The sequence below is a fragment of the Pseudoxanthomonas sp. genome, from assembly GCF_035999195.1.
In the GTDB taxonomy this organism is placed as follows: domain Bacteria; phylum Pseudomonadota; class Gammaproteobacteria; order Xanthomonadales; family Xanthomonadaceae; genus Pseudoxanthomonas_A.
This window is the reverse complement of the sequence record NZ_DASYGY010000009.1, coordinates 1,125,845-1,143,802: the sequence shown is the minus strand read 5'-3', so window position 1 is coordinate 1,143,802 and position 17,958 is coordinate 1,125,845. Positions and strand designations below refer to the sequence as shown.

Genomic DNA, 17,958 nt, shown 5'->3' with positions numbered 1-17,958 from the left:
CGTCAAGGAAGGAGAAAACAGCATGCCGGTGATGGAACGCATCCAGGCCGAAGTCGATGGCCATCCGATCGTCCTTTTCATGAAGGGCACGCCGCAGTTCCCGATGTGCGGCTTCTCCAGCCGGGCCGTGCATGCGCTGCGCGAAGCGGGGGCGGAGCAGCTGCATGTCATCAACGTGCTGGAAGAACCCGAGATCCGCGCCAACCTGCCGCGCTTCTCCAACTGGCCGACGTTCCCGCAGCTTTTCATCAACGGCGAACTGATCGGCGGCTGCGACATCACCCTGGAACTGCACGAGTCGGGCGAGCTGCAGCGCATCGTCACCGAGGCGTACGCGCCGTGAGCCTGATCGGCCTGCCGACGCGCGCGTCGCGCGCGCTGGACCAGCGCGTGGTGCTGGTCAGCGGTGCGCACGGCGGGCTGGGCAGCGCCGCCGCCGTCGCGTGCGCCGACGCGGGCGCGACCGTCGTGCTGCTCGGACGCAAGGTGCCGAAGTTGAATCGTGTCTACGACGCAGTGGCGAAGGTGGGCGCCGAGCCGCTGCTGTATCCGCTCGATCTGGAAGGCGCCACGCCCGACGACTACGCCGAGCTGGCTGATCGCCTGCATGCGGAACTGGGCCGACTGGATGGCGTGTTGCACTGCGCGGCCGAGTTCAAGGGACTGACGCCGCTCGAACACACCGATCCGGCCGCCTTCGCGCGCGTGCTGCATGTCAACCTGACCGCACCGTGGTGGCTGTCGCAGGCTTGCCTGCCCCTGCTCAAGGAGTCGGACGACGCCGCGCTGGTGTTCGCTGTCGACGACCTCGACCGGGTGGGGCAGGCGTACTGGGGGGCATACGGGGTGGCCCAGCACGGACTGACCTCCCTGGTCGGCATGCTGCACACCGAACTGGCGACCAGCAGCGTCCGTGTTTCGGCGCTGCAGCCCGGCCCCATGCGCACGGCATTGCGTTCGCGTGCGTACGCCGACGACACCGACACCCACGCGCGCGAGGCAGTCGATTACGCCGCGTCCTGTGTCACCCTGCTGTCATCTGCAGGCGCCACGTACAGGGGGCGGATATGGAAGGTACGGGCATGACCGTCCTGTCGGCGGCCCTGCTGCTGTTCCTGATCCTGGATCCGCTGGGCAACATCCCGGTGTTCCTGAGCGTGCTCAAGCCGCTGCCGCCGCGCCGGCAACGTATCGTGGTGGTGCGCGAGCTGCTGATCGCGCTGGTCGTGCTGATGCTGTTCCTGTGGGGCGGCAAGTACGCGCTGGAAATGATGCACCTGCGCCAGGAGTCGGTCGCCATCGCCGGCGGCATCGTGCTGTTCCTGATCGGCGTGCGGATGATCTTTCCCCGGCCGGAAGGCCTGATGGGCGAACTGCCCGGCGGCGAGCCCTTCATCGTGCCGCTGGCCATCCCGCTGGTGGCCGGCCCTTCCGGCATGGCGGCCGTCATGCTGATGGGCAGCAACGACCCCGCCCGGCTCGGCGACTGGAGCCTGGCCCTGCTGCTGGCCTGGGGGGCGACGGCGGCGATCCTGTTCTCGGCCACTGTGCTTTACAGATGGCTGGGGCGCAGCGTGCTGACGGCCATCGAGCGGCTAATGGGCATGCTTCTGGTCGCCATCTCCGTGCAGATGGTGCTGGACGGGATCGGCACCTACCTCAAGCTGACCCCGCCGAACATCTGACCTCCTGACGCCGTCCGCCCGCCGCCGGTACGCCGTCCGGATGCCGCGATCGGCGGTCCGTTGACGGCCATGCTGCACCGCGGAAATTTGTCATGCGGCGGTCACAAAATGGTCCTATCGTGTTAACCTGTTATTAACCTCCGCGGACGCCGCGTGGGCCATGGGAACCCCTAAGCACGCCCCCCGAACGACCTTCACGGTCGCTTCCGCGCACGTCCTGTCAGCCAGCTTCGCCACATCACTCCCGTACTGAGGTTTATCCGATGAACCAATCCCGTCGTCTTCGCCTGTCCAAGCTCAGCCTTGGCCTCGTTGTCGCGCTCGCTGCCGCACCTGCCTTCGCGCAGAGCACCTCGGCCGGCGTGGGCGGCCTGGTCACCGACAATGGCGGCCAGCCCGTCGCCGGCGCCGAGGTGACCATCACCCACGTCGAATCCGGCACCGTCAGCCGCGCCACCACCGATGCCAGCGGTCGCTACAACGCGCGCGGCCTGCGCGTGGGCGGTCCCTACCAGGTGACGATCACCAAGCCGGGTACGGGCACCAAGACCGAAGACAACGTGTTCCTGCAGCTCAACCAGACCAGCACCATCAACGCCGCGCTGACCGGCGACCTGACCACGCTGGAAACGGTCACGGCGGTGGGCTTTTCCGGTGGTTCGGAGGTCTTCAGCGCGACCAAGATGGGTTCGGGCACCAGCGTCGATCGCGTCACCATCGAGAACCTGCCGTCGGTCAACGGCAACATCCAGGACTACATGCGCCTGGATCCGCGCGTGACCTTCAGCGACCGCGCCTCGGGCAGCATCACCGCCGGCGGCCAGAATCCGCGCTTCAACAAGATCACCATCGACGGCGTGTCGGCCAGCGACACCTTCGGCCTGGAAGGCAACAACATGCCGACTCAGCGCCAGCCGGTCTCGATGGAAGCCATCGAAGCCATCGACATCAACCTGTCGAACTACGACGTGACGATGACCGGTGCCGCCGGCGCCAACGTCAATGCCGTGACCAAGTCGGGCACCAACGAGTTCCACGGCTCCGTGTACGGCAGCTACCGTGACGGCGACTGGTTCGGCGATTACCCGGCGCGCATCGCCGGCAGCTCGCTCGACGTGACCGGCCTGCCGTTCGACGAGTACGACGACGAGACCACCTGGGGCGTGACCCTGGGCGGCCCGATCGTCAAGGACAAGCTGTTCTTCTTCGCCAACTACGAGAAGTTCAAGCAGACCAACATCGGCCCGGCCGGCAAGAGCCAGGGCACCAACCCGCTGGCTGCCGGCACCGCCGATTTCAGCGCCGCCGACCTGGCCGCCGTGCAGGACATCGCGCGCGACGTGTGGGGCTTCGAGCCGGGCGACCTGACCGGCGCCGGGGACACCGAGCTGGAGGAGTACGCGCTGAAGTTGGACTGGAACATCAGCGATGCGCACCGTGCCAGCCTGCGCTACAGCAAGCTGGAGCAGAACCGCGTCCGTCCGGAAGCGTCCACCGCCAATGTGCTGTCGCTGAGCTCCAACTGGTACAACCACGTCAAGACCGTGGAAAGCTATGTCGGCCAGCTGTTCAGCGACTGGTCCGACACGTTCTCGACTGAGTTCAAGGTGTCCTACCGCGACTACTCGGCGGTCCGCGTCAGCCCGACCACCGCGCCGACCATCCAGGTGTACTTCGACGACGGCGTTACCGGCAACGGCAACGACAGCCCGATCGGCACCAACAACAACAGCTTCAGCGGCCTGGACGCCATCCGCCTGGGTACCGAACGCAGCTCGATGGGCAACGCCCTGCTGACCGAGACCTGGAACTACTTCGGTTCGGCCACCTGGACCGTGGGCGACCACGACTTCAAGTTCGGCGCCGAGTACAGCGAGAACGAGATCTACAACTTCTTCCTGCAGGACTACTGGGGCAATTACAGCTTCTACGTGCCGCGTCCCCTGGTGGGCGGCGTGCGCGTGTCCGACTTCAGCAACCTGATCAACGGTCAGTACTTCGACTACGACCTGCAGACTAATCCGACCAACGCGGACATGATCGCCGCGCGCTACAAGAACAAGAGCCTCGGCTTCTTCGTGCAGGATACGTGGTACGTCACGCCCAACCTGACGCTGACTCTCGGCGTGCGTGCCGACAAGCCGACCGCCAGCCCGGATGCGCCGTTCAACGAGTGCTTCTCGGCCGCGCCCGGCACCGCCAATGCGGCCTGCGGCACGGGCTACACCGGCGGCTTCGGCATCGCCAACAACAATACGTACAACGGCGACTACATCATCCAGCCGCGCTTCGGTTTCAACTACACCTTCGACTGGGAGCGTCCGGCCCAGCTGCGCGGTGGCATCGGCCTGTTCCAGGGTGACGCCCCGCAGGTGTGGGTGGGCAATGCCTACAGCAATACGGGCATGAACTACATTTCGTTCCAGAACAACACCAATCCGGCGCTGGTCCCGTTCAGCCCCGATGGCCTGAACCAGAACGTGCCGCCGGGCGGTACGGGCGTGCGTAACGTCAACGCCATCGCCGACGACTTCGAGCTGCCGTCGGTGTGGAAGGCCAACCTGGCCATCGACGTCGAGACGCCGTGGAACGGCATCGTGGCCTCGGCCGAGCTGCTGCTGACGGACGTCAAGAACGGCCTGTTCTATCGCAGCCTCAACGTCGGTCCCGGCTACGTCGGTCCGGACGGCCGTGTGCTGTACTGGAACCCGACCAGCACGCGTCCCTTCGGCAATACCAGTGCCGGCACCGGCGCGTTGGCCCCCAACGGTGCGCGCACCGGCCGCAACACGTACTTCGGTGATGTCTTCCTGCTGGAGAACACCAACAAGGGCAAGGGCCAGCAGCTGACGGTCTCGCTGAGCAAGCCGGTGTCGGAAGACAGCGACTGGTCGTGGACCGTGGGTTACACCCGCACCAACGCCGAGGAAGTGTCGGCGCTGACCAGCTCCACCGCAGGTTCGGGCTATGGTTCGCAGCTGGGCGCCAGCATCAACGAGCCCACCAGCAGCACGGCGCGCTATGAGATCAAGGACCGCTTCAGCGGTTCGCTGAACTGGTCGCACAAGTTCTTCGGTGACTACGCCACCCAGGTGGGTCTGTTCTACGAAGGCCGCAGCGGCCGTCCGTACAGCTACATCTTCAATGGCGACGCCAACGGCGACAACCGCACCTTCAACGACCTGTTCTATGTGCCGGCCGGTCGTGGTGACGTGCTGTTCGGCAGCCTGAGCGCCACCGGCCAGTTCACGGCCGATCCCGTCATGGAGCAGGCCTTCTGGACATGGCTCGAACAGCAGGACGGCCTGAGCCGTTACGCCGGTACCTACGCGCCGGAGAACGGCTTCACCTCCGGCTGGGTCAACACGTTCGACATCCGCATCAGCCAGGAACTGCCGGGCTTCATGAAGGGCCACAAGTCCAAGATCTGGCTCGACATCCAGAATGTCGGCAACCTGATCAACGACGACTGGGGCCACATCATCGACTACGGCTTCAACGCCAACAACGCGGTCGCCTCGCTGCGCGGCATCTATGACGGCAAGTACGTGTATGGCTACCGCAGCGGTACGGAGTTCGGCCAGTCGACGGCGCTGGGCATCCCGACCAACGCAGACAGCCAGACCAACGGCATCTCGCAGTGGTCGCTGTCGGTGGGCCTGAAGTACGAGTTCTGATCCGCAGCCGCATCGCGGAAGGCAACAGGAAACGGCCGGGGAAACCCGGCCGTTTTCTTTTGGGCGGGCTCCTCTTGCCCCCATGACTGCGCTAAAGTCCCGCCTCTGACGAACGGATGACAGGAATTCCCATGAGTGAAACGGCATCGAGGGCGTTGCCGGTGCAGGACGCGCGGATCTATCCGCGCGGCGGCCTGGACGTACTTTCCCGCGCCGAAGTGGCGCGCCTGCGCGACGCGTCCAGCGGCGGCATGCACGAACTGCTGCGCCGCTGCGCGCTGGCCGTGCTGACCAGCGGCAGCGCGTCGGACGATCCGCGCGCGGCTCGCGATCTGTACCCGGATTTCGACATCCAGGTGCTGCAGCAGGATCGCGGCGTACGCATCGACCTGATCAACGCGCCGGCCATGGCGTTCGTCGACGGCGAGATCATCCGCGGCATCGCCGAGCTGCTGTTCGCCGTGGTCCGCGACCTGGCCTACACCGCGATCGAGCTCGGTCCGGAGTATGCGGCCGACCTGGAATCCTCGGCCGGCATCACCAACGCGGTATTCGGCCTGCTACGCAATGCGCGCATCCTCAAACCCAGCGACCCCAACCTGGTGGTGTGCTGGGGCGGCCATTCGATTTCGCGGGACGAATACCTCTATACCAAGCAGGTGGGCTACGAGCTGGGCCTGCGCGGGTTGGACATCTGCACCGGATGCGGCCCGGGCGCGATGAAGGGTCCGATGAAGGGCGCGACCATCGCGCACGCCAAGCAGCGTCGCGCCAGGACGCGTTACATCGGCGTGACCGAGCCGGGCATCATCGCCGCCGAATCGCCCAATCCGATCGTCAACCACCTAGTGATCATGCCGGATATCGAGAAGCGCCTGGAGGCCTTCGTCCGCATCGGCCACGGCATCATCGTGTTCCCGGGCGGCGTGGGGACGGCGGAAGAGATCCTCTACCTGCTCGGCATCCTGCTGCATCCGGACAACGCGCACCTGCCGTTCCCGCTGATCCTCACCGGCCCCACCATCGCCGCGCCGTACTTCGAGCAGATCGACCGCTTCATCCGCGTGACGCTGGGCGATGCCGCCGCCGAACGCTACGAGATCATCGTCGGCGACCCGGTGGCGGTGGCGAAGAAGATGGTGGCCGGCATCCGCAAGGTGCGCGAGTACCGCATCGAGCACAAGGACTCGTTCTTCTTCAACTGGGCCATCCAGATTCCCGAGGATTACCAGCAGCCCTTCATTCCCTCGCACGAGGCGATGGCGGCGCTGCAGCTGCGTCCCGGCCGGGCCGTGCACGACCTAGCGGCGGACCTGCGGCGAGCGTTCTCCGGCATCGTGGCGGGCAACGTGAAGGAAGACGGCATGCGCCGGATCGAGGAATTCGGTCCGTTCGAGATCCATGGCGACGCGGCGATGATGCAGGCGCTGGACGCGCTGCTGCGCGCGTTCGTGGAGCAGCGGCGCATGAAGATCGCCGGCGAATACAAGCCCTGTTATCGCGTGGCGACCTGAGGCGGGACTAGTCGCCGGCGTCCAGGGGCAGGCGGATCACGGCGACGTAGTTGCCGTCGCTTATCCGGGTGTCCACGCGTCCGCGTCCCCGGGTGGCCGCATGGAGGCGGGCGCGGACCGAGCTCAGGCCGACCTGGTGCCCCGACGCAACACGGGCCGTCGCCGGCGGCAGCGTGTTGGCGACGGAGATCTGCAGGTGTCCGTCCACCGTCTCCACCCGCACGCTGACCTCGCCGCCTGAGGTGGACGGTTCGATCCCATGGCGGATCGCGTTCTCGGCCAGCGGCTGGACGGACAAGGTGGGGATCGAAAGCGGCGGCAACGCCTCCGGCACCTCCCAGCGAAGGCGAAGGCGGTCCCCCAGCCGGAGCTGTTCGATCTCCAGATAGCGGTGCGCCAGCGACAGGTCTTCTTCCAGCCGGAGCGGGTCGCGCTGCGACAGCGCCGCCCGGAACAGGTCCGACAGGTCGAGCAGCAGGCGCTCGGCCAGGTCGGGCCTGGCGTGCAGCAACGAGATGCCGGTATTGAGGGTGTTGAACAGGAAGTGGGGCTGGATACGGGCCTGCAGCGCCTGCAGCTTGGCGTGCTCGGCGCTGACGGCCAGTTGCTTCGCGTTCCACTGGGCCTGAAAGGCCGCCAGGCCCAGCAGGCCCATGATCAACGCAATGGCGGTAACCCGGATCGAGAAGACCATCCAACCCCCATCGGGAACGGGCATGAACTCATGCAGGGTCAGCCAGCCGCTCAGCAGGACGATCCAGGTGCTCGATAGCAAAGCCCCAAGCCCCACCTGGGCGACAAACGGCGGGCTGATCCGTGACAGACCGCGGCGCATGAGGTAAAGCAGACCCAGTGAGGTGAGTGCAATCCACTGAATCGCCAACGACGCAACTCCAAAGTAGGTCAGGCGATCCCCCTCCCGGCCTGGTGCGATGGCCAGCACCACGGCCAATGCCTCTCCGGCCAACAGTACCCAGATCAGTGTTCGTGCCTGCCAGAGGGTGTCGAGCGGGCTAAGCGCGGGTGTCGAGGGCGAGGCTGCCATGGCGTGGTATGTCGAAGATCCGCTGCCATCATGCCCCATTGTTTCCGTCTCGCCTGGCTGCTGGTTACCTTTCGGGTGCCGAATTGCGCCGTTCATTCCGGAAGCGCTGGTACCCTCACGGGGCCGGGACTAGGGTAGTGCCTCTACAAGGGGAACTGTATGTCCGTCCTTCATCCAGCCCGGGCCAGGAGCGACGGGGCGTTGCTGAAGCTCCGCCGCCAGTTGCGCGGTTTCACGCTCATCGAGCTGATGGTGACCATCGCGGTGATCGCCATCCTGTCCGCCATTGCGGCGCCGTCGATGGTCGCGTTGATGAATTCGAACCGCCTTTCCAGTACCGCTGGTGAGTTGACGGCGGCCGTCCAACTGGCGCGTGCGGAGGCCATCCGTCGCAATTCACCGGTACGACTGTGCCGTAGCACAGACGGCACGACGTGCTCGGACGGTGCCGACTGGGGTGGTTGGGCCGTGGTTGGCAACAACAATCTCGACGACGACGAGGACGTCGTACGGGGTGGACTGTTTCCCGGCAACGTACAACTCGCCGGACCAGAGGGTGGCATCACGTTCAACTCCGCTGGCCTGACACCCTCGGCGCAGGTGCTGACCGTCTGTATTCCCACTGAGCGTCCCGCCGATAACCAGCGGGTGATAACAGTCAGTGTGGCAGGACATGTCGCGAGTCAACGGGTCAACGGAGGAGGGACCTGCTCATGAAAGCTCAATCACGCGACTGCCCGGTTATCCTCTCCAGCCCATTGCGGGGCCCGCGCTCGATGCGCGGTATCAGTCTGATTGAGGTGTTGGTGGCGGTGGTGGTGCTGAGCATCGGTCTGCTGGGAGTGGCGGCGATGCAATCCGTCGCACTGCGTGGGGGACAGAGCTCGCTGGAGACCAGTCAGGCGGTCATGCAGACCAATGCCATCCTCGACGCCATGCGCGCCAATAGCGCGAACGCAGCGGCCTATAACACCGGCGGCATGGTATGTACGGCCCCGGCCGGCGGTAGCGTGGCTGAGAGCGACCTGCAGACCTGGATTACCGACCTCAAGAGCAACATCGCGAATACTGCCGCCGATGCCACGACCTGCGGGCAGATTACCGGCTGTCCCGAGGCTTGCGTCATTACCATCCAGTGGGATGACTCGCGTGCGGGTGGTGGCAACGAGCGGCGGGTGGTGACGAGGACGACCATATGACATCGCGTCGTCTTGCCTCCGGCTTCAGTCTGATCGAACTGATGGTGGCCTTGGTGCTGGGGCTGCTGGTCACCGGTGCCGCATTTGCGATCCTGCAATCCAATCAGGCGACCTATCGCTCGAACGAAGGTCTTAACCGCATCCAGGAAAATGCCCGTATTGCGTTCGAGCTGATGTCCCGCGACATCCGGGCCGCGGGGGGGAGCGCCTGTTCGCGCTACTCCGAAATCGTGGGCTCCAACGCGGAAGCGACACAGTTCAGCGGCTCGCCCATCCAGGGCGATGCAACTTCTCTGCGCGTGTTCTCCGGCGACGACACTGCCTACCGCGTCGAGAGCACGACGGCCAGCTCCGTCACGCTGGATGACGAGACTCTCGATGCCGCTTCCGACGCGTTTTCCGTCGGCGATCTCGTCATGTTGTGCAACAGCAGCCGTACCCACGTGGTCGCAGCCACGGGAGTGTCGGGCATGACGGTCAGTTTCAACGGGCTTCCCGACTACCCGGTAACTGACGCCGCGCTGCTGCCTTCTGTCGTACTGGCCCGCTTTCGCGACGTGCAGTGGTTTGTGCGGGAAAATGGCCGTGGTGGCAGCTCCCTTTACATGTCGCGCATGGGCGGCGCGGACGAGGAAGTGATCGAAGGCGTTCAGGCTATCGAGTTCGGTTATCGCCAGCGAGACGAAGCGGGTTACGCCGCCGCGCCTGGCGATGACGTGGTTGCCGTACGGATCAACATGACCTTGCAGGGCGCGGACGTCGACGGTCGAGATCTGACGCGCCAGGTATCCAACGTTGTTAGCCTGCGGGGGCGCACACTATGAAAGTCTCTCGTTCCCGTCCTGCCGGTACCTCCCGCGATCAGCAGGGTATCGCCTTGATCGTGGTGCTGGTTCTACTGGTAGTAACGGCTATCCTCGGCATTGCCATCATGCGTAGTTCTGCAATGCAGGAGCGCATGGCTGCCAATCTGCGTGACCGCAGCGTTGCCTTCCAGGCAGCCGAAGGCGCTCTGCGCTTTGCGCAGGATCAGGTGCTCGGCGTGGGGAACTGGGACACCCGCATTCCCACGGCAGCGGATTGCACGTCCGACAGTATCTGTCCCAGCGGTTCCGCGCCTGTGTGGCGCCAAGTGCCGGACGACAGCTACGACAGCATGATGATTCCGGAGAATCCCGAGTACTGGATCGAATACATCGGTACCGGGCCGGGTCAGCCAGGTGGTTGCGACACCACCTCCGGTTCCACGCTCAATTGCGCCAATCCCTTGTATCGCGTGACCGCGCGCAGTCGTTCCGCAGGCCGCGCCGACGTGCTCGTGCAAGCCACCGTCATCAGCCGCATCCCGGATGAGCCATGAAAACTTCGTCTTCTGCTTTGCGCTCGCCGTCTCAGAATGCCAGCCACCGCCCCTGGTGGAGCGCCCCGGCCGCCTTCCTCACGACGCTACTCGCACTTCCGGTCAATGCCGGCGTGACGATTCCGCCCGAGCCGATGACCACGGGAGCGCGCATACCGCCCAACATCCTGATGGTGCTGGATAACTCCGGCTCGATGCAGAACGACTACATGCCGGACGTTGTTCCGAGCGTGACGGGTATCAACATCGCAAGGCAGGCGTATACGCGCAATACCATCTATTACAACCCGTTCAAGGCCTATCGGCCGTGGGTGAATCCCGATGGTTCGGAGATGACCGGCGGTACTTCATATACCGCCGCTTACTCCCATGTCGCTTTGGTGCCCCCTTTCAACACCGGCACCATCAATCTGTCCAATGCCACGCAGACCTATTACGTTCCGAAAGACCCCTTGAATCCGGCGACGTTTGGGGCCGTCGCGAACTACTGGCGGTACCAGATCCTGACCAATGGCACGGTAGAGCGCTCGGAGTGGAGTGGCGCTCCGACCGTGACCGGCTATCCCATGACCGGGTTGGCAGGAGGACTGGCTCAGACGATGGTGACGGGTTATCCAACCTTCACGGTTCCGGCTAATACGGTAAATGTCACGATCACGGCGACGGGTTCGAACGCAGAGTTGTATTACCGGTATGGAAGTGCTCCTACCACGGCAAACTATCAGGCCAGAGCTACGGGATCCGGTGCGACCAAGACAATCTCCATCAACAATCCCGATGCCGGTACGGTGATCCATCTCGGCTTGCGTGGCCGGGTGGCTACCGGCTTCAGCGGTGCCACTCTCACCATCACCTACTACACCAGTGAAGCAGGATGTGGCGCAACCGGCTGGACGAACTGTACTGCGGCAACGCCGACCGGCCGTTCCGCCGCAGACGAGCGCGCGAACTTTGCCACGTGGTATTCCTACCACCGCACCCGATTCAAGGTCGCCAAGGCGGGCGCCGGTCGCGCGTTCTCGCAGATCGGCACGAATTATCGCGTGGGCTATCGCAACATCTGGAACGACATGTCGATAGGCAACACAGCCATCCCGGGCGGTGGACTCTGGCCGACAGGGGGGCGCTGGAACACCCACCCCATTTCGCGTGCTAAACCCATCCCCGTCACGCGAAACCAGGGCCTGTTCGATGACCCCAACGGCACTACCGGTGCCGACAATAATCGCACCGCGTGGTTCCAGCGGCTGTATTCGGAGAACGGCAGCGGCGCCACGCCGCTGCGCTCCGCGATATGGAACGCGGGCAATTACTTCGCCACCGACCATGCTTCCGATGGCCCCTGGGGGCCCGGTGCAACGGTGGAGCAGTTCAGTTGCCGTCAGAGCTACATGATCTTGACCACCGATGGTTACCGTAACGATTCGGATGACGCTGCGTACGATTACACCGGCGTGGGTCAGAAGGTCGGTGAGCAGGATGGTACCTTCCCCCTCCCGTACAAGGGCGACAACCAGGCCGACACGCTGGCCGATATCGCCATGTACTACTGGAAGAACGACCTGCGTCCTGACATGGTGGACAACGTGCCGGCATCGATCGACGACCCGGCCAGTTACCAGCATATGGTCACGTTCTCCGTGTCGCTGGGCGCGGCGGGCAGCCTGGATCCGGAAACGGATCTGCCGGCGATCACGGCGGGCACCAAGAGCTGGCCGATCTCTCTCAACAATACCGCCAGCAGCATCGACGATCTGTGGCATGCGGCAGTGAACGGTCGTGGTAGGTATGTGCTTGCCAATGATTCGGACAGGTTCACCAAAGCCTTGCAGGACGCGTTGACAGAGATCGAACGGCGCAGCAGTTCGTATTCCAATGTGGCCTCCACGTCCGTGTCGCCGGACGCCAGCACGCTGGTGTTCAACGCCAGTTACGAGCAGGGCAGTTGGAAGGGTGGTCTGAGGGCCAGCCGGGCGTCCGACGGTGCCGAAATGTGGAATGCGAGCATCGGCAACTGGAGCACCCGCAAGGTGTTCACCTCTGAAGGTGGAACGGGGCAGACATTCCCAACCGCGACGCAGAGGGCGCTGTTGACCAGGACGGGAGATACGTTCAACTATCCCGTCACCGGCGCGAAGAATGCGGACTACATCAAGGGCGACACGAGCCTGGAGGGCAATGAAGCGCCGGCCCTGCGCAGGCGCACCGGTCTGCTGGGCGATATCATCAATTCTTCGCCTGCCTACGATGTCGATACCAATACGCTTTACGTGGGCGCCAACGACGGCATGCTGCATGCCTTCAATGCGAGCAACGGCGAGGAAGTGTTCGCCTACATCCCCAACATCATCAACTGGGGTCTGCTGTCCACGCTGAGCCGTGGCGACTATGCACACCGGTATTTTGTCGATGGTCCCATCGCCGTCAGTCGGCGGTCCCTTACGTCTGCAGGCACGAATATCCTGGTAGGAAGTCTGGGGCGTGGTGGCAAGGGACTGTATGCGCTCGATGTCACCAATCCCGCATCGATGACCGCCTCCAACTTCAAGTGGGAACGCGCGGAAACGCCGTCCAACAACATGGGCCTGGTGCTCAGCAAGCCGCTGCTGGCCAACGTCAACAACGGAACGCGCACGCCGGCCGTGGTGGTTGGCAATGGCCCCAACAGCACCAATGAGCGTGCCGTCCTGATCGTTATGGACCTGGATACCGGTGCCGTGATTCGCGAAATCGATACGGGTGTCGGAAGCGCGCTCGCGCCCAATGGCCTTTCTTCGGCCACGGGCGTGTACGGTCCCGATGGAAGGACGCTGGCCTACGTTTATGCTGGCGACATGCAAGGCAACGTGTGGAAGTTCGACATGACGTCCTCCACGCCAAGCGCATGGACTGCCACGCGCCTGTTCACGGCACAGGACGCTGACGGCAAGGCGCAACCCATCAGTGGTGGCGTAGCGGTGGGCGTCCATCCGCTGACCCGGAAGCGCTGGGTTTTCTTCGGTACCGGTCGCTATCTGACCGCCGAGGACGCGCAGCCGGACAGCACCGATGTGCAGAGCATGTACGGGTTCATCGACGAGAACACGACCCGTACCCGCGATGATCTGACCGAGCGCAGGGTACAGGTGACGGAAGGTAATGTGCGCGCCTTCGAGCCGCGTGCCGTACTGCCGCCTCTATCGAAGGGCTGGTACCTCGATTTGCCGGGTAACGGTGAGCGAGTCGTCCAGGACGCCCAGTTGGCCGGTCGGTTCCTCGTCACCGCCAGCATCATCCCATCGGGTGGCGCCTGCAGTTCCAGCGGCACCGGTTACATCAACGCCCTCGATGCTTTCACCGGCACCAGTGGCAGCCTCTCTTACTTCGACCTCAATGGCGATGGCAAGACGGAGGACAAGGCGGTCACTGGTGGCCTGCCGGTCGGCTCTGTCAACCTGGGCAACGGCATGCCGACGCTGCCCAATCTCCTGCGGGGCTTGCTGGGGGTGGGTGGTAGTGGTGGCGCCGGGTTGAATTCGGTACGTACCGCCGCACCGCGCTGGGATCGTGCGTCGTGGCGAGAGATCCGCAGGGACTGACAGATGGAGACCGAACAGATGACCCTTTCAGCTGATATGACACGTCGTACGCAAGCGGGTTTCACCCTAATCGAGCTGATGGTGGTGGTCGCGATCATCGGTATCCTCGCTTCGATAGCCATACCCAGCTATCTCGAGCATGTGCGTAAAGGGCGCCGCGCGGCCGGGACCGCGTGTCTGCTTCAGGCCGCACAACAGATGGAGCGCTTCTACACGACGACACTCGCGTACAACGCCGACGGCAGCCCCACCGCTTTTACCTGCGATGCGGACGCGGACAGGTTTTATGCCATCTCGGTCGACACCGACAGCCTGGCTCCGCGAGCATATCTGCTGCGTGCCACGCCGCAGGGCAGTCAAGCAGATGACCGCTGTGGCAACCTTACGATCGATCAGGCAGGGAATCGCTCGCCCACGACGGATGGGTGCTGGTGAGTGTCGTCTACACTCAGGCACCCAGCGATCACCGCAGGTACGGCCCTCCATCTGCGGTCGACGCGATAGCATGCCGGTTAGCTTGATATCCCAATGACGCCGCCGCGAAGGGATCGGAAATGACAAAAAAGCCGCGTCTCTCGATGCGGCTTTTTTGCTTGAACTTGGCGCCCGAAGTTGGACTCGAACCAACGACCCCCTGATTAACAGTCAAGTGCTCTAACCGGCTGAGCTATTCGGGCGGGGCGCGTATTGTAGCCAGCCCTCCCGGCGGGAACAAGCCTTTGTCGCTGCACATCCTGCGGGATCGATCGCGCAGGTGTCCCTGCGCGGTGCCCGTGGCGGTCAACAGGGCGTTTTCATGTCGCCGCGGACCACGCGGGCGCGACCGGTGTTGTTCATGATGACGCTGCTGGCAATGCGGCCGTCGTGGCATATCCGGATCGTCAGGTTGGTGCCATAACTCATGCCGGTGGGCTGGTAGCGGATATGCCGGCGGCCCTGGGTCGACAGGATGCGGATACTGGGATCGTCGGGGACCGTCTCGTTCCGGTAGAGGTCGTCGCCTCCGTCGGGCTGGCGGTTCCCGTCCGGGTCGCGGAAGGACAGCCAGTGGCCGCCCCAGTCGGTGCCCTGGCGGCAGTTGCCGGCGCCATCACTGGGGCAGACCACGACCGGTACGTTGTGGCTGATGGCGGTCATGCGGGCGGAGGCGAAATGGGACACCATCAGGTGGGCCAGCGCATTCGATTGCTGTCGCGCCCGGAACTCGCGCATGGAGGGCAGGCCGATGGCCACCATGAGCGCCAGGACCGCGAGCGTCACCGACATCTCGACCAGCGTGAAGCCGTATGCGTGCCTGCACGCACCGGCATGACCTCCCTCGCGGGGAGGCGAAGGCGTCCTTGCCATCGACCACTCCTTGGATGCTTGCGCGAATACAGGTTCATGCCGGTGTCCATCCGACGCCATCAGGTCAGTTCCTGTCCGCGTGTAGGACTTCGCCGCGGGGTCCGTCACATCCGCGTGGCTATACTTCCCGGCTGACCTCTGGGCTGGCGACATGACCGACCGCTTCCAACTCGTTTCCCCCTATTCGCCCGCCGGCGACCAGCCGCGCGCGATCGAGAAGCTCGTGGAGAACTTCGAGGCAGGGCTCGCGAAGCAGACGTTGCTGGGCGTGACGGGTTCGGGCAAGACCTACACCATCGCCAACGTGGTGCAGCGGGTACAGAAGCCGACCCTGATCATGGCGCCCAACAAGACGCTGGCGGCCCAGTTGTACGGCGAGTTCAAGGCGTTCTTCCCGCACAACGCCGTCGAGTACTTCGTCAGCTACTACGACTACTACCAGCCCGAGGCCTATGTGCCGTCGAGCGACACGTTCATCGAGAAGGACAGCTCGATCAACGAGCACATCGAGCAGATGCGGCTGGCGGCGACCAAGACCCTGCTATCGCGACCGGATGCGTTGGTCGTGGCCACCGTATCGGCCATCTATGGTCTGGGCGCGCCGGAGGACTACCTGTCGCTGCGGCTGATCCTGTCGGTGGGCGAGCGCATCGACCAGCGTGAACTGATCCGCCACCTGACCCAGCTGCAGTACACCCGCAATGAATACGAATTGCAGCGCGGTACGTTCCGCGTGCGCGGCGAGATCATCGACGTACACCCGGCGGAAAGCGATGCCGAGGCCGTGCGCATCGAACTGTTCGATGGCGAGGTCGAGGGGCTGAGCCTGTTCGACCCGTTGACCGGCGAATCGCTGCGCAAGCTGCAGCGCTACACCGTCTACCCCAAGACCCACTACGCGACGACGCGCGAGCGGGTGCTGTCGGCCATCGACACCATCAAGGTCGAGTTGAAGGAGCGGCTGGAACAGCTCTATTCCCAGAACAAGCTGGTCGAAGCGCAGCGGCTGGCGCAGCGGACCCAGTTCGACGTGGAGATGATGGCGGAAGTCGGTTTCTGCTCCGGCATCGAGAACTACTCGCGTCACCTGACCGGCAAGGCGCCGGGCGAACCGCCGCCGACCCTGTTCGACTACCTGCCGGCGGATGCGCTGCTGGTGATCGACGAGTCGCACGTGACCATTCCGCAGATCGGCGCCATGTACAAGGGTGACCGCTCGCGCAAGGAGACGCTGGTGGAGTTCGGCTTCCGTCTGCCGTCGGCGCTGGACAACCGGCCGCTGCGGTTCGAGGAGTGGGAAGCACGCTCGCCACGCAGCATCTATGTGTCGGCCACGCCCGGGCCGTACGAACTGCGCGAATCCAACGGCGAGATCGTCGAACTGGTGGTGCGCCCCACCGGACTGATCGACCCGGAAGTCGAGATCCGTCCGGTGGGTACGCAGGTGGACGATCTCTTGTCCGAGATCAACCTGCGGGTGTCCTGGGGCGACCGCGTGCTGGTCACCACGCTGACCAAGCGCATGGCCGAGAACCTCACCGAGTACCTCGGCGAACACGGGATCAAGGTGCGCTACCTGCACTCCGACGTGGATACCGTGGAGCGCGTGGAGATCATCCGCGACCTGCGGCTGGGCAAGTTCGACGTGCTGGTCGGCATCAACCTGCTGCGCGAGGGCCTGGACATGCCGGAGGTGTCGCTGGTGGCCATCCTCGACGCCGACAAGGAGGGCTTCCTGCGCTCCACCGGCTCCCTGATCCAGACCATCGGTCGCGCCGCGCGCAACCTGCGCGGCAAGGCGATCCTCTATGCCGACAAGATGACGCGGTCGATGCAGGCGGCGATCGACGAGACCAGCCGCCGCCGCGAGAAGCAGGTGGAGTACAACCTGGAGCACGGCATCACCCCGAAGTCCGTCGCCCGTCCCATCGTGGACATCCTGGAGGGCGCGCGCAGCGAGGCGGCCAGCGAGGGCAAGGGCGGGCGCGGCAAGTCCCGCCGCGTGGCCGAAGAGCCCGCCGAGTACGGCCCGATGGATCCGGCGAAGGCCGTGGCCAGGATCAAGGCGCTGGAGCAGCAGATGTACCAGCACGCACGCGACCTGGAATTCGAGGACGCGGCGCGCCTGCGCGACCAGATCCAGCGGCTGAAGGAAGCCAGCCTGGGCGGTTGACCGGCCCATCGCATGCACCGGTTGTCGGCGACCCCGCTTCCGGGCTAGAATTCGCGCCCCTGCAAAGGGCAGACCGGGCGGTTAGCTCAGCGGTAGAGCACTACCTTGACATGGTAGGGGTCACAGGTTCGAACCCTGTACCGCCCACCACGCTTCCACGGCGTGGATTCCGGACTTCTGGGGCCAGCCCGATGCGCCATCCGTATTCACGAGGTGGCCCGCGGAAACGCCGGCCGAGCGTGCGACATGAGCACTACCATCGCCTGAACCTGGTACTGCCCGAGGCACTGCATCCCGTAGGCGCCCTCGTGGCGCTTTTTTGTTGGCCGCTCGGCGGCCACGGGATTGGCAAGACGGGATTCGGGATTCGCAGGGGCAAC

At 64.4% G+C, this 17,958-nt stretch carries 14 protein-coding genes and 2 tRNA genes; 13 read left to right on the top strand and 3 right to left on the bottom strand.

Annotated elements, in window-relative coordinates; translation table 11 throughout:
• Positions 1–22 precede the first annotated feature (22 nt).
• The 5 genes from grxD to ppnN all read left to right on the top strand — a co-directional run bounded on the left by grxD (position 23) and on the right by ppnN (position 6,876).
• Positions 23–343, top strand: a complete 321-nt coding sequence (grxD, locus tag VGN58_RS12405) for a Grx4 family monothiol glutaredoxin (protein WP_327483512.1) — start codon at positions 23–25, stop codon at positions 341–343.
• Positions 340–1,086, top strand: a complete 747-nt coding sequence (locus VGN58_RS12400) for an SDR family NAD(P)-dependent oxidoreductase (RefSeq protein WP_327483511.1) — start codon at positions 340–342, stop codon at positions 1,084–1,086. The genes grxD and VGN58_RS12400 overlap by 4 nt, the downstream gene beginning before the upstream one ends.
• Positions 1,083–1,685, top strand: coding sequence for a YhgN family NAAT transporter (locus tag VGN58_RS12395; RefSeq protein ID WP_327483510.1), 603 nt, complete (start codon positions 1,083–1,085; stop codon positions 1,683–1,685). The genes VGN58_RS12400 and VGN58_RS12395 overlap by 4 nt, the downstream gene beginning before the upstream one ends.
• Before the next feature lie 263 nt (positions 1,686–1,948).
• A complete protein-coding gene (locus tag VGN58_RS12390; RefSeq protein WP_327483509.1) occupies positions 1,949–5,362 on the top strand; it encodes a TonB-dependent receptor in 3,414 nt (1,137 codons plus the stop codon).
• Positions 5,363–5,487: 125 nt separating this feature from the next.
• On the top strand, positions 5,488–6,876 hold the full coding sequence (gene ppnN / locus VGN58_RS12385) for a nucleotide 5'-monophosphate nucleosidase PpnN (protein ID WP_327484652.1): 1,389 nt from the start codon (positions 5,488–5,490) through the stop codon (positions 6,874–6,876).
• A 7-nt stretch (positions 6,877–6,883) separates the two neighbouring features.
• Here the strand turns inward: ppnN and VGN58_RS12380 are convergent, their stop codons facing one another.
• Entirely contained in the window at positions 6,884–7,921 is a 1,038-nt protein-coding gene (locus tag VGN58_RS12380) for a sensor histidine kinase (protein WP_327483508.1), read from the bottom strand.
• A gap of 201 nt (positions 7,922–8,122) precedes the next feature.
• On the opposite strand from VGN58_RS12380, the gene VGN58_RS12375 reads away from it, so the two are divergent.
• The 6 genes from VGN58_RS12375 to VGN58_RS12350 are packed head-to-tail and all read left to right on the top strand — an operon-like array spanning position 8,123 to position 14,493.
• A complete protein-coding gene (locus VGN58_RS12375; RefSeq protein ID WP_327483507.1) occupies positions 8,123–8,638 on the top strand; it encodes a GspH/FimT family pseudopilin in 516 nt (171 codons plus the stop codon).
• Positions 8,635–9,120: a type IV pilus modification protein PilV gene (pilV, locus tag VGN58_RS12370; protein WP_327483506.1), complete on the top strand. Its 486-nt coding sequence runs from the start codon at positions 8,635–8,637 to the stop codon at positions 9,118–9,120. Before VGN58_RS12375 ends, pilV begins: the two co-directional genes overlap by 4 nt.
• Positions 9,117–9,944 carry a PilW family protein gene (locus tag VGN58_RS12365; protein WP_327483505.1) on the top strand — a complete coding sequence of 276 codons (828 nt, stop codon included), beginning with the start codon at positions 9,117–9,119 and terminating at the stop codon, positions 9,942–9,944. The genes pilV and VGN58_RS12365 overlap by 4 nt, the downstream gene beginning before the upstream one ends.
• A 53-nt stretch (positions 9,945–9,997) precedes the next feature.
• Positions 9,998–10,480: a pilus assembly PilX family protein gene (locus tag VGN58_RS12360; RefSeq protein ID WP_327483504.1), complete on the top strand. Its 483-nt coding sequence runs from the start codon at positions 9,998–10,000 to the stop codon at positions 10,478–10,480.
• Positions 10,477–14,058, top strand: coding sequence for a PilC/PilY family type IV pilus protein (locus tag VGN58_RS12355; protein ID WP_327483503.1), 3,582 nt, complete (start codon positions 10,477–10,479; stop codon positions 14,056–14,058). The genes VGN58_RS12360 and VGN58_RS12355 overlap by 4 nt, the downstream gene beginning before the upstream one ends.
• A 3-nt stretch (positions 14,059–14,061) precedes the next feature.
• On the top strand, positions 14,062–14,493 hold the full coding sequence (locus VGN58_RS12350) for a type IV pilin protein (protein ID WP_327483502.1): 432 nt from the start codon (positions 14,062–14,064) through the stop codon (positions 14,491–14,493).
• A 165-nt stretch (positions 14,494–14,658) separates the two neighbouring features.
• Here VGN58_RS12350 and VGN58_RS12345 read toward each other — a convergent pair.
• Positions 14,659–14,735 (bottom strand) — tRNA-Asn (locus tag VGN58_RS12345).
• Positions 14,736–14,838: 103 nt separating this feature from the next.
• Complete coding sequence (locus tag VGN58_RS12340) at positions 14,839–15,405, bottom strand: GspH/FimT family pseudopilin (protein WP_327483501.1); 567 nt, start codon at positions 15,403–15,405, stop codon at positions 14,839–14,841.
• Positions 15,406–15,556: 151 nt separating this feature from the next.
• Between VGN58_RS12340 and uvrB the strand changes: the two genes are divergently transcribed.
• Positions 15,557–17,578 (top strand): excinuclease ABC subunit UvrB, encoded by a 2,022-nt coding sequence (gene uvrB, locus VGN58_RS12335; protein ID WP_327483500.1) that lies wholly within the window; start codon positions 15,557–15,559, stop codon positions 17,576–17,578.
• A gap of 75 nt (positions 17,579–17,653) precedes the next feature.
• A tRNA-Val gene (locus VGN58_RS12330) sits at positions 17,654–17,728 on the top strand.
• The last annotated feature ends 230 nt before the right edge of the window (positions 17,729–17,958 follow it).

What these genes read in the sequence shown, in the direction of transcription:
- VGN58_RS12365 (WP_327483505.1), top strand. Translation starts at nt 9,117, where the DNA reads ATGACATCGCGTCGTCTTGCCTCCGGCTTCAGTCTGATCGAACTGATG.
- VGN58_RS12340 (WP_327483501.1), bottom strand. Translation starts at nt 15,405, where the DNA reads ATGGCAAGGACGCCTTCGCCTCCCCGCGAGGGAGGTCATGCCGGTGCG.
- uvrB (WP_327483500.1), top strand. Translation starts at nt 15,557, where the DNA reads ATGACCGACCGCTTCCAACTCGTTTCCCCCTATTCGCCCGCCGGCGAC.
- VGN58_RS12350 (WP_327483502.1), top strand. Translation starts at nt 14,062, where the DNA reads ATGGAGACCGAACAGATGACCCTTTCAGCTGATATGACACGTCGTACG.
- VGN58_RS12380 (WP_327483508.1), bottom strand. Translation starts at nt 7,921, where the DNA reads ATGGCAGCCTCGCCCTCGACACCCGCGCTTAGCCCGCTCGACACCCTC.
- pilV (WP_327483506.1), top strand. Translation starts at nt 8,635, where the DNA reads ATGAAAGCTCAATCACGCGACTGCCCGGTTATCCTCTCCAGCCCATTG.
- VGN58_RS12355 (WP_327483503.1), top strand. Translation starts at nt 10,477, where the DNA reads ATGAAAACTTCGTCTTCTGCTTTGCGCTCGCCGTCTCAGAATGCCAGC.
- VGN58_RS12390 (WP_327483509.1), top strand. Translation starts at nt 1,949, where the DNA reads ATGAACCAATCCCGTCGTCTTCGCCTGTCCAAGCTCAGCCTTGGCCTC.
- grxD (WP_327483512.1), top strand. Translation starts at nt 23, where the DNA reads ATGCCGGTGATGGAACGCATCCAGGCCGAAGTCGATGGCCATCCGATC.
- VGN58_RS12395 (WP_327483510.1), top strand. Translation starts at nt 1,083, where the DNA reads ATGACCGTCCTGTCGGCGGCCCTGCTGCTGTTCCTGATCCTGGATCCG.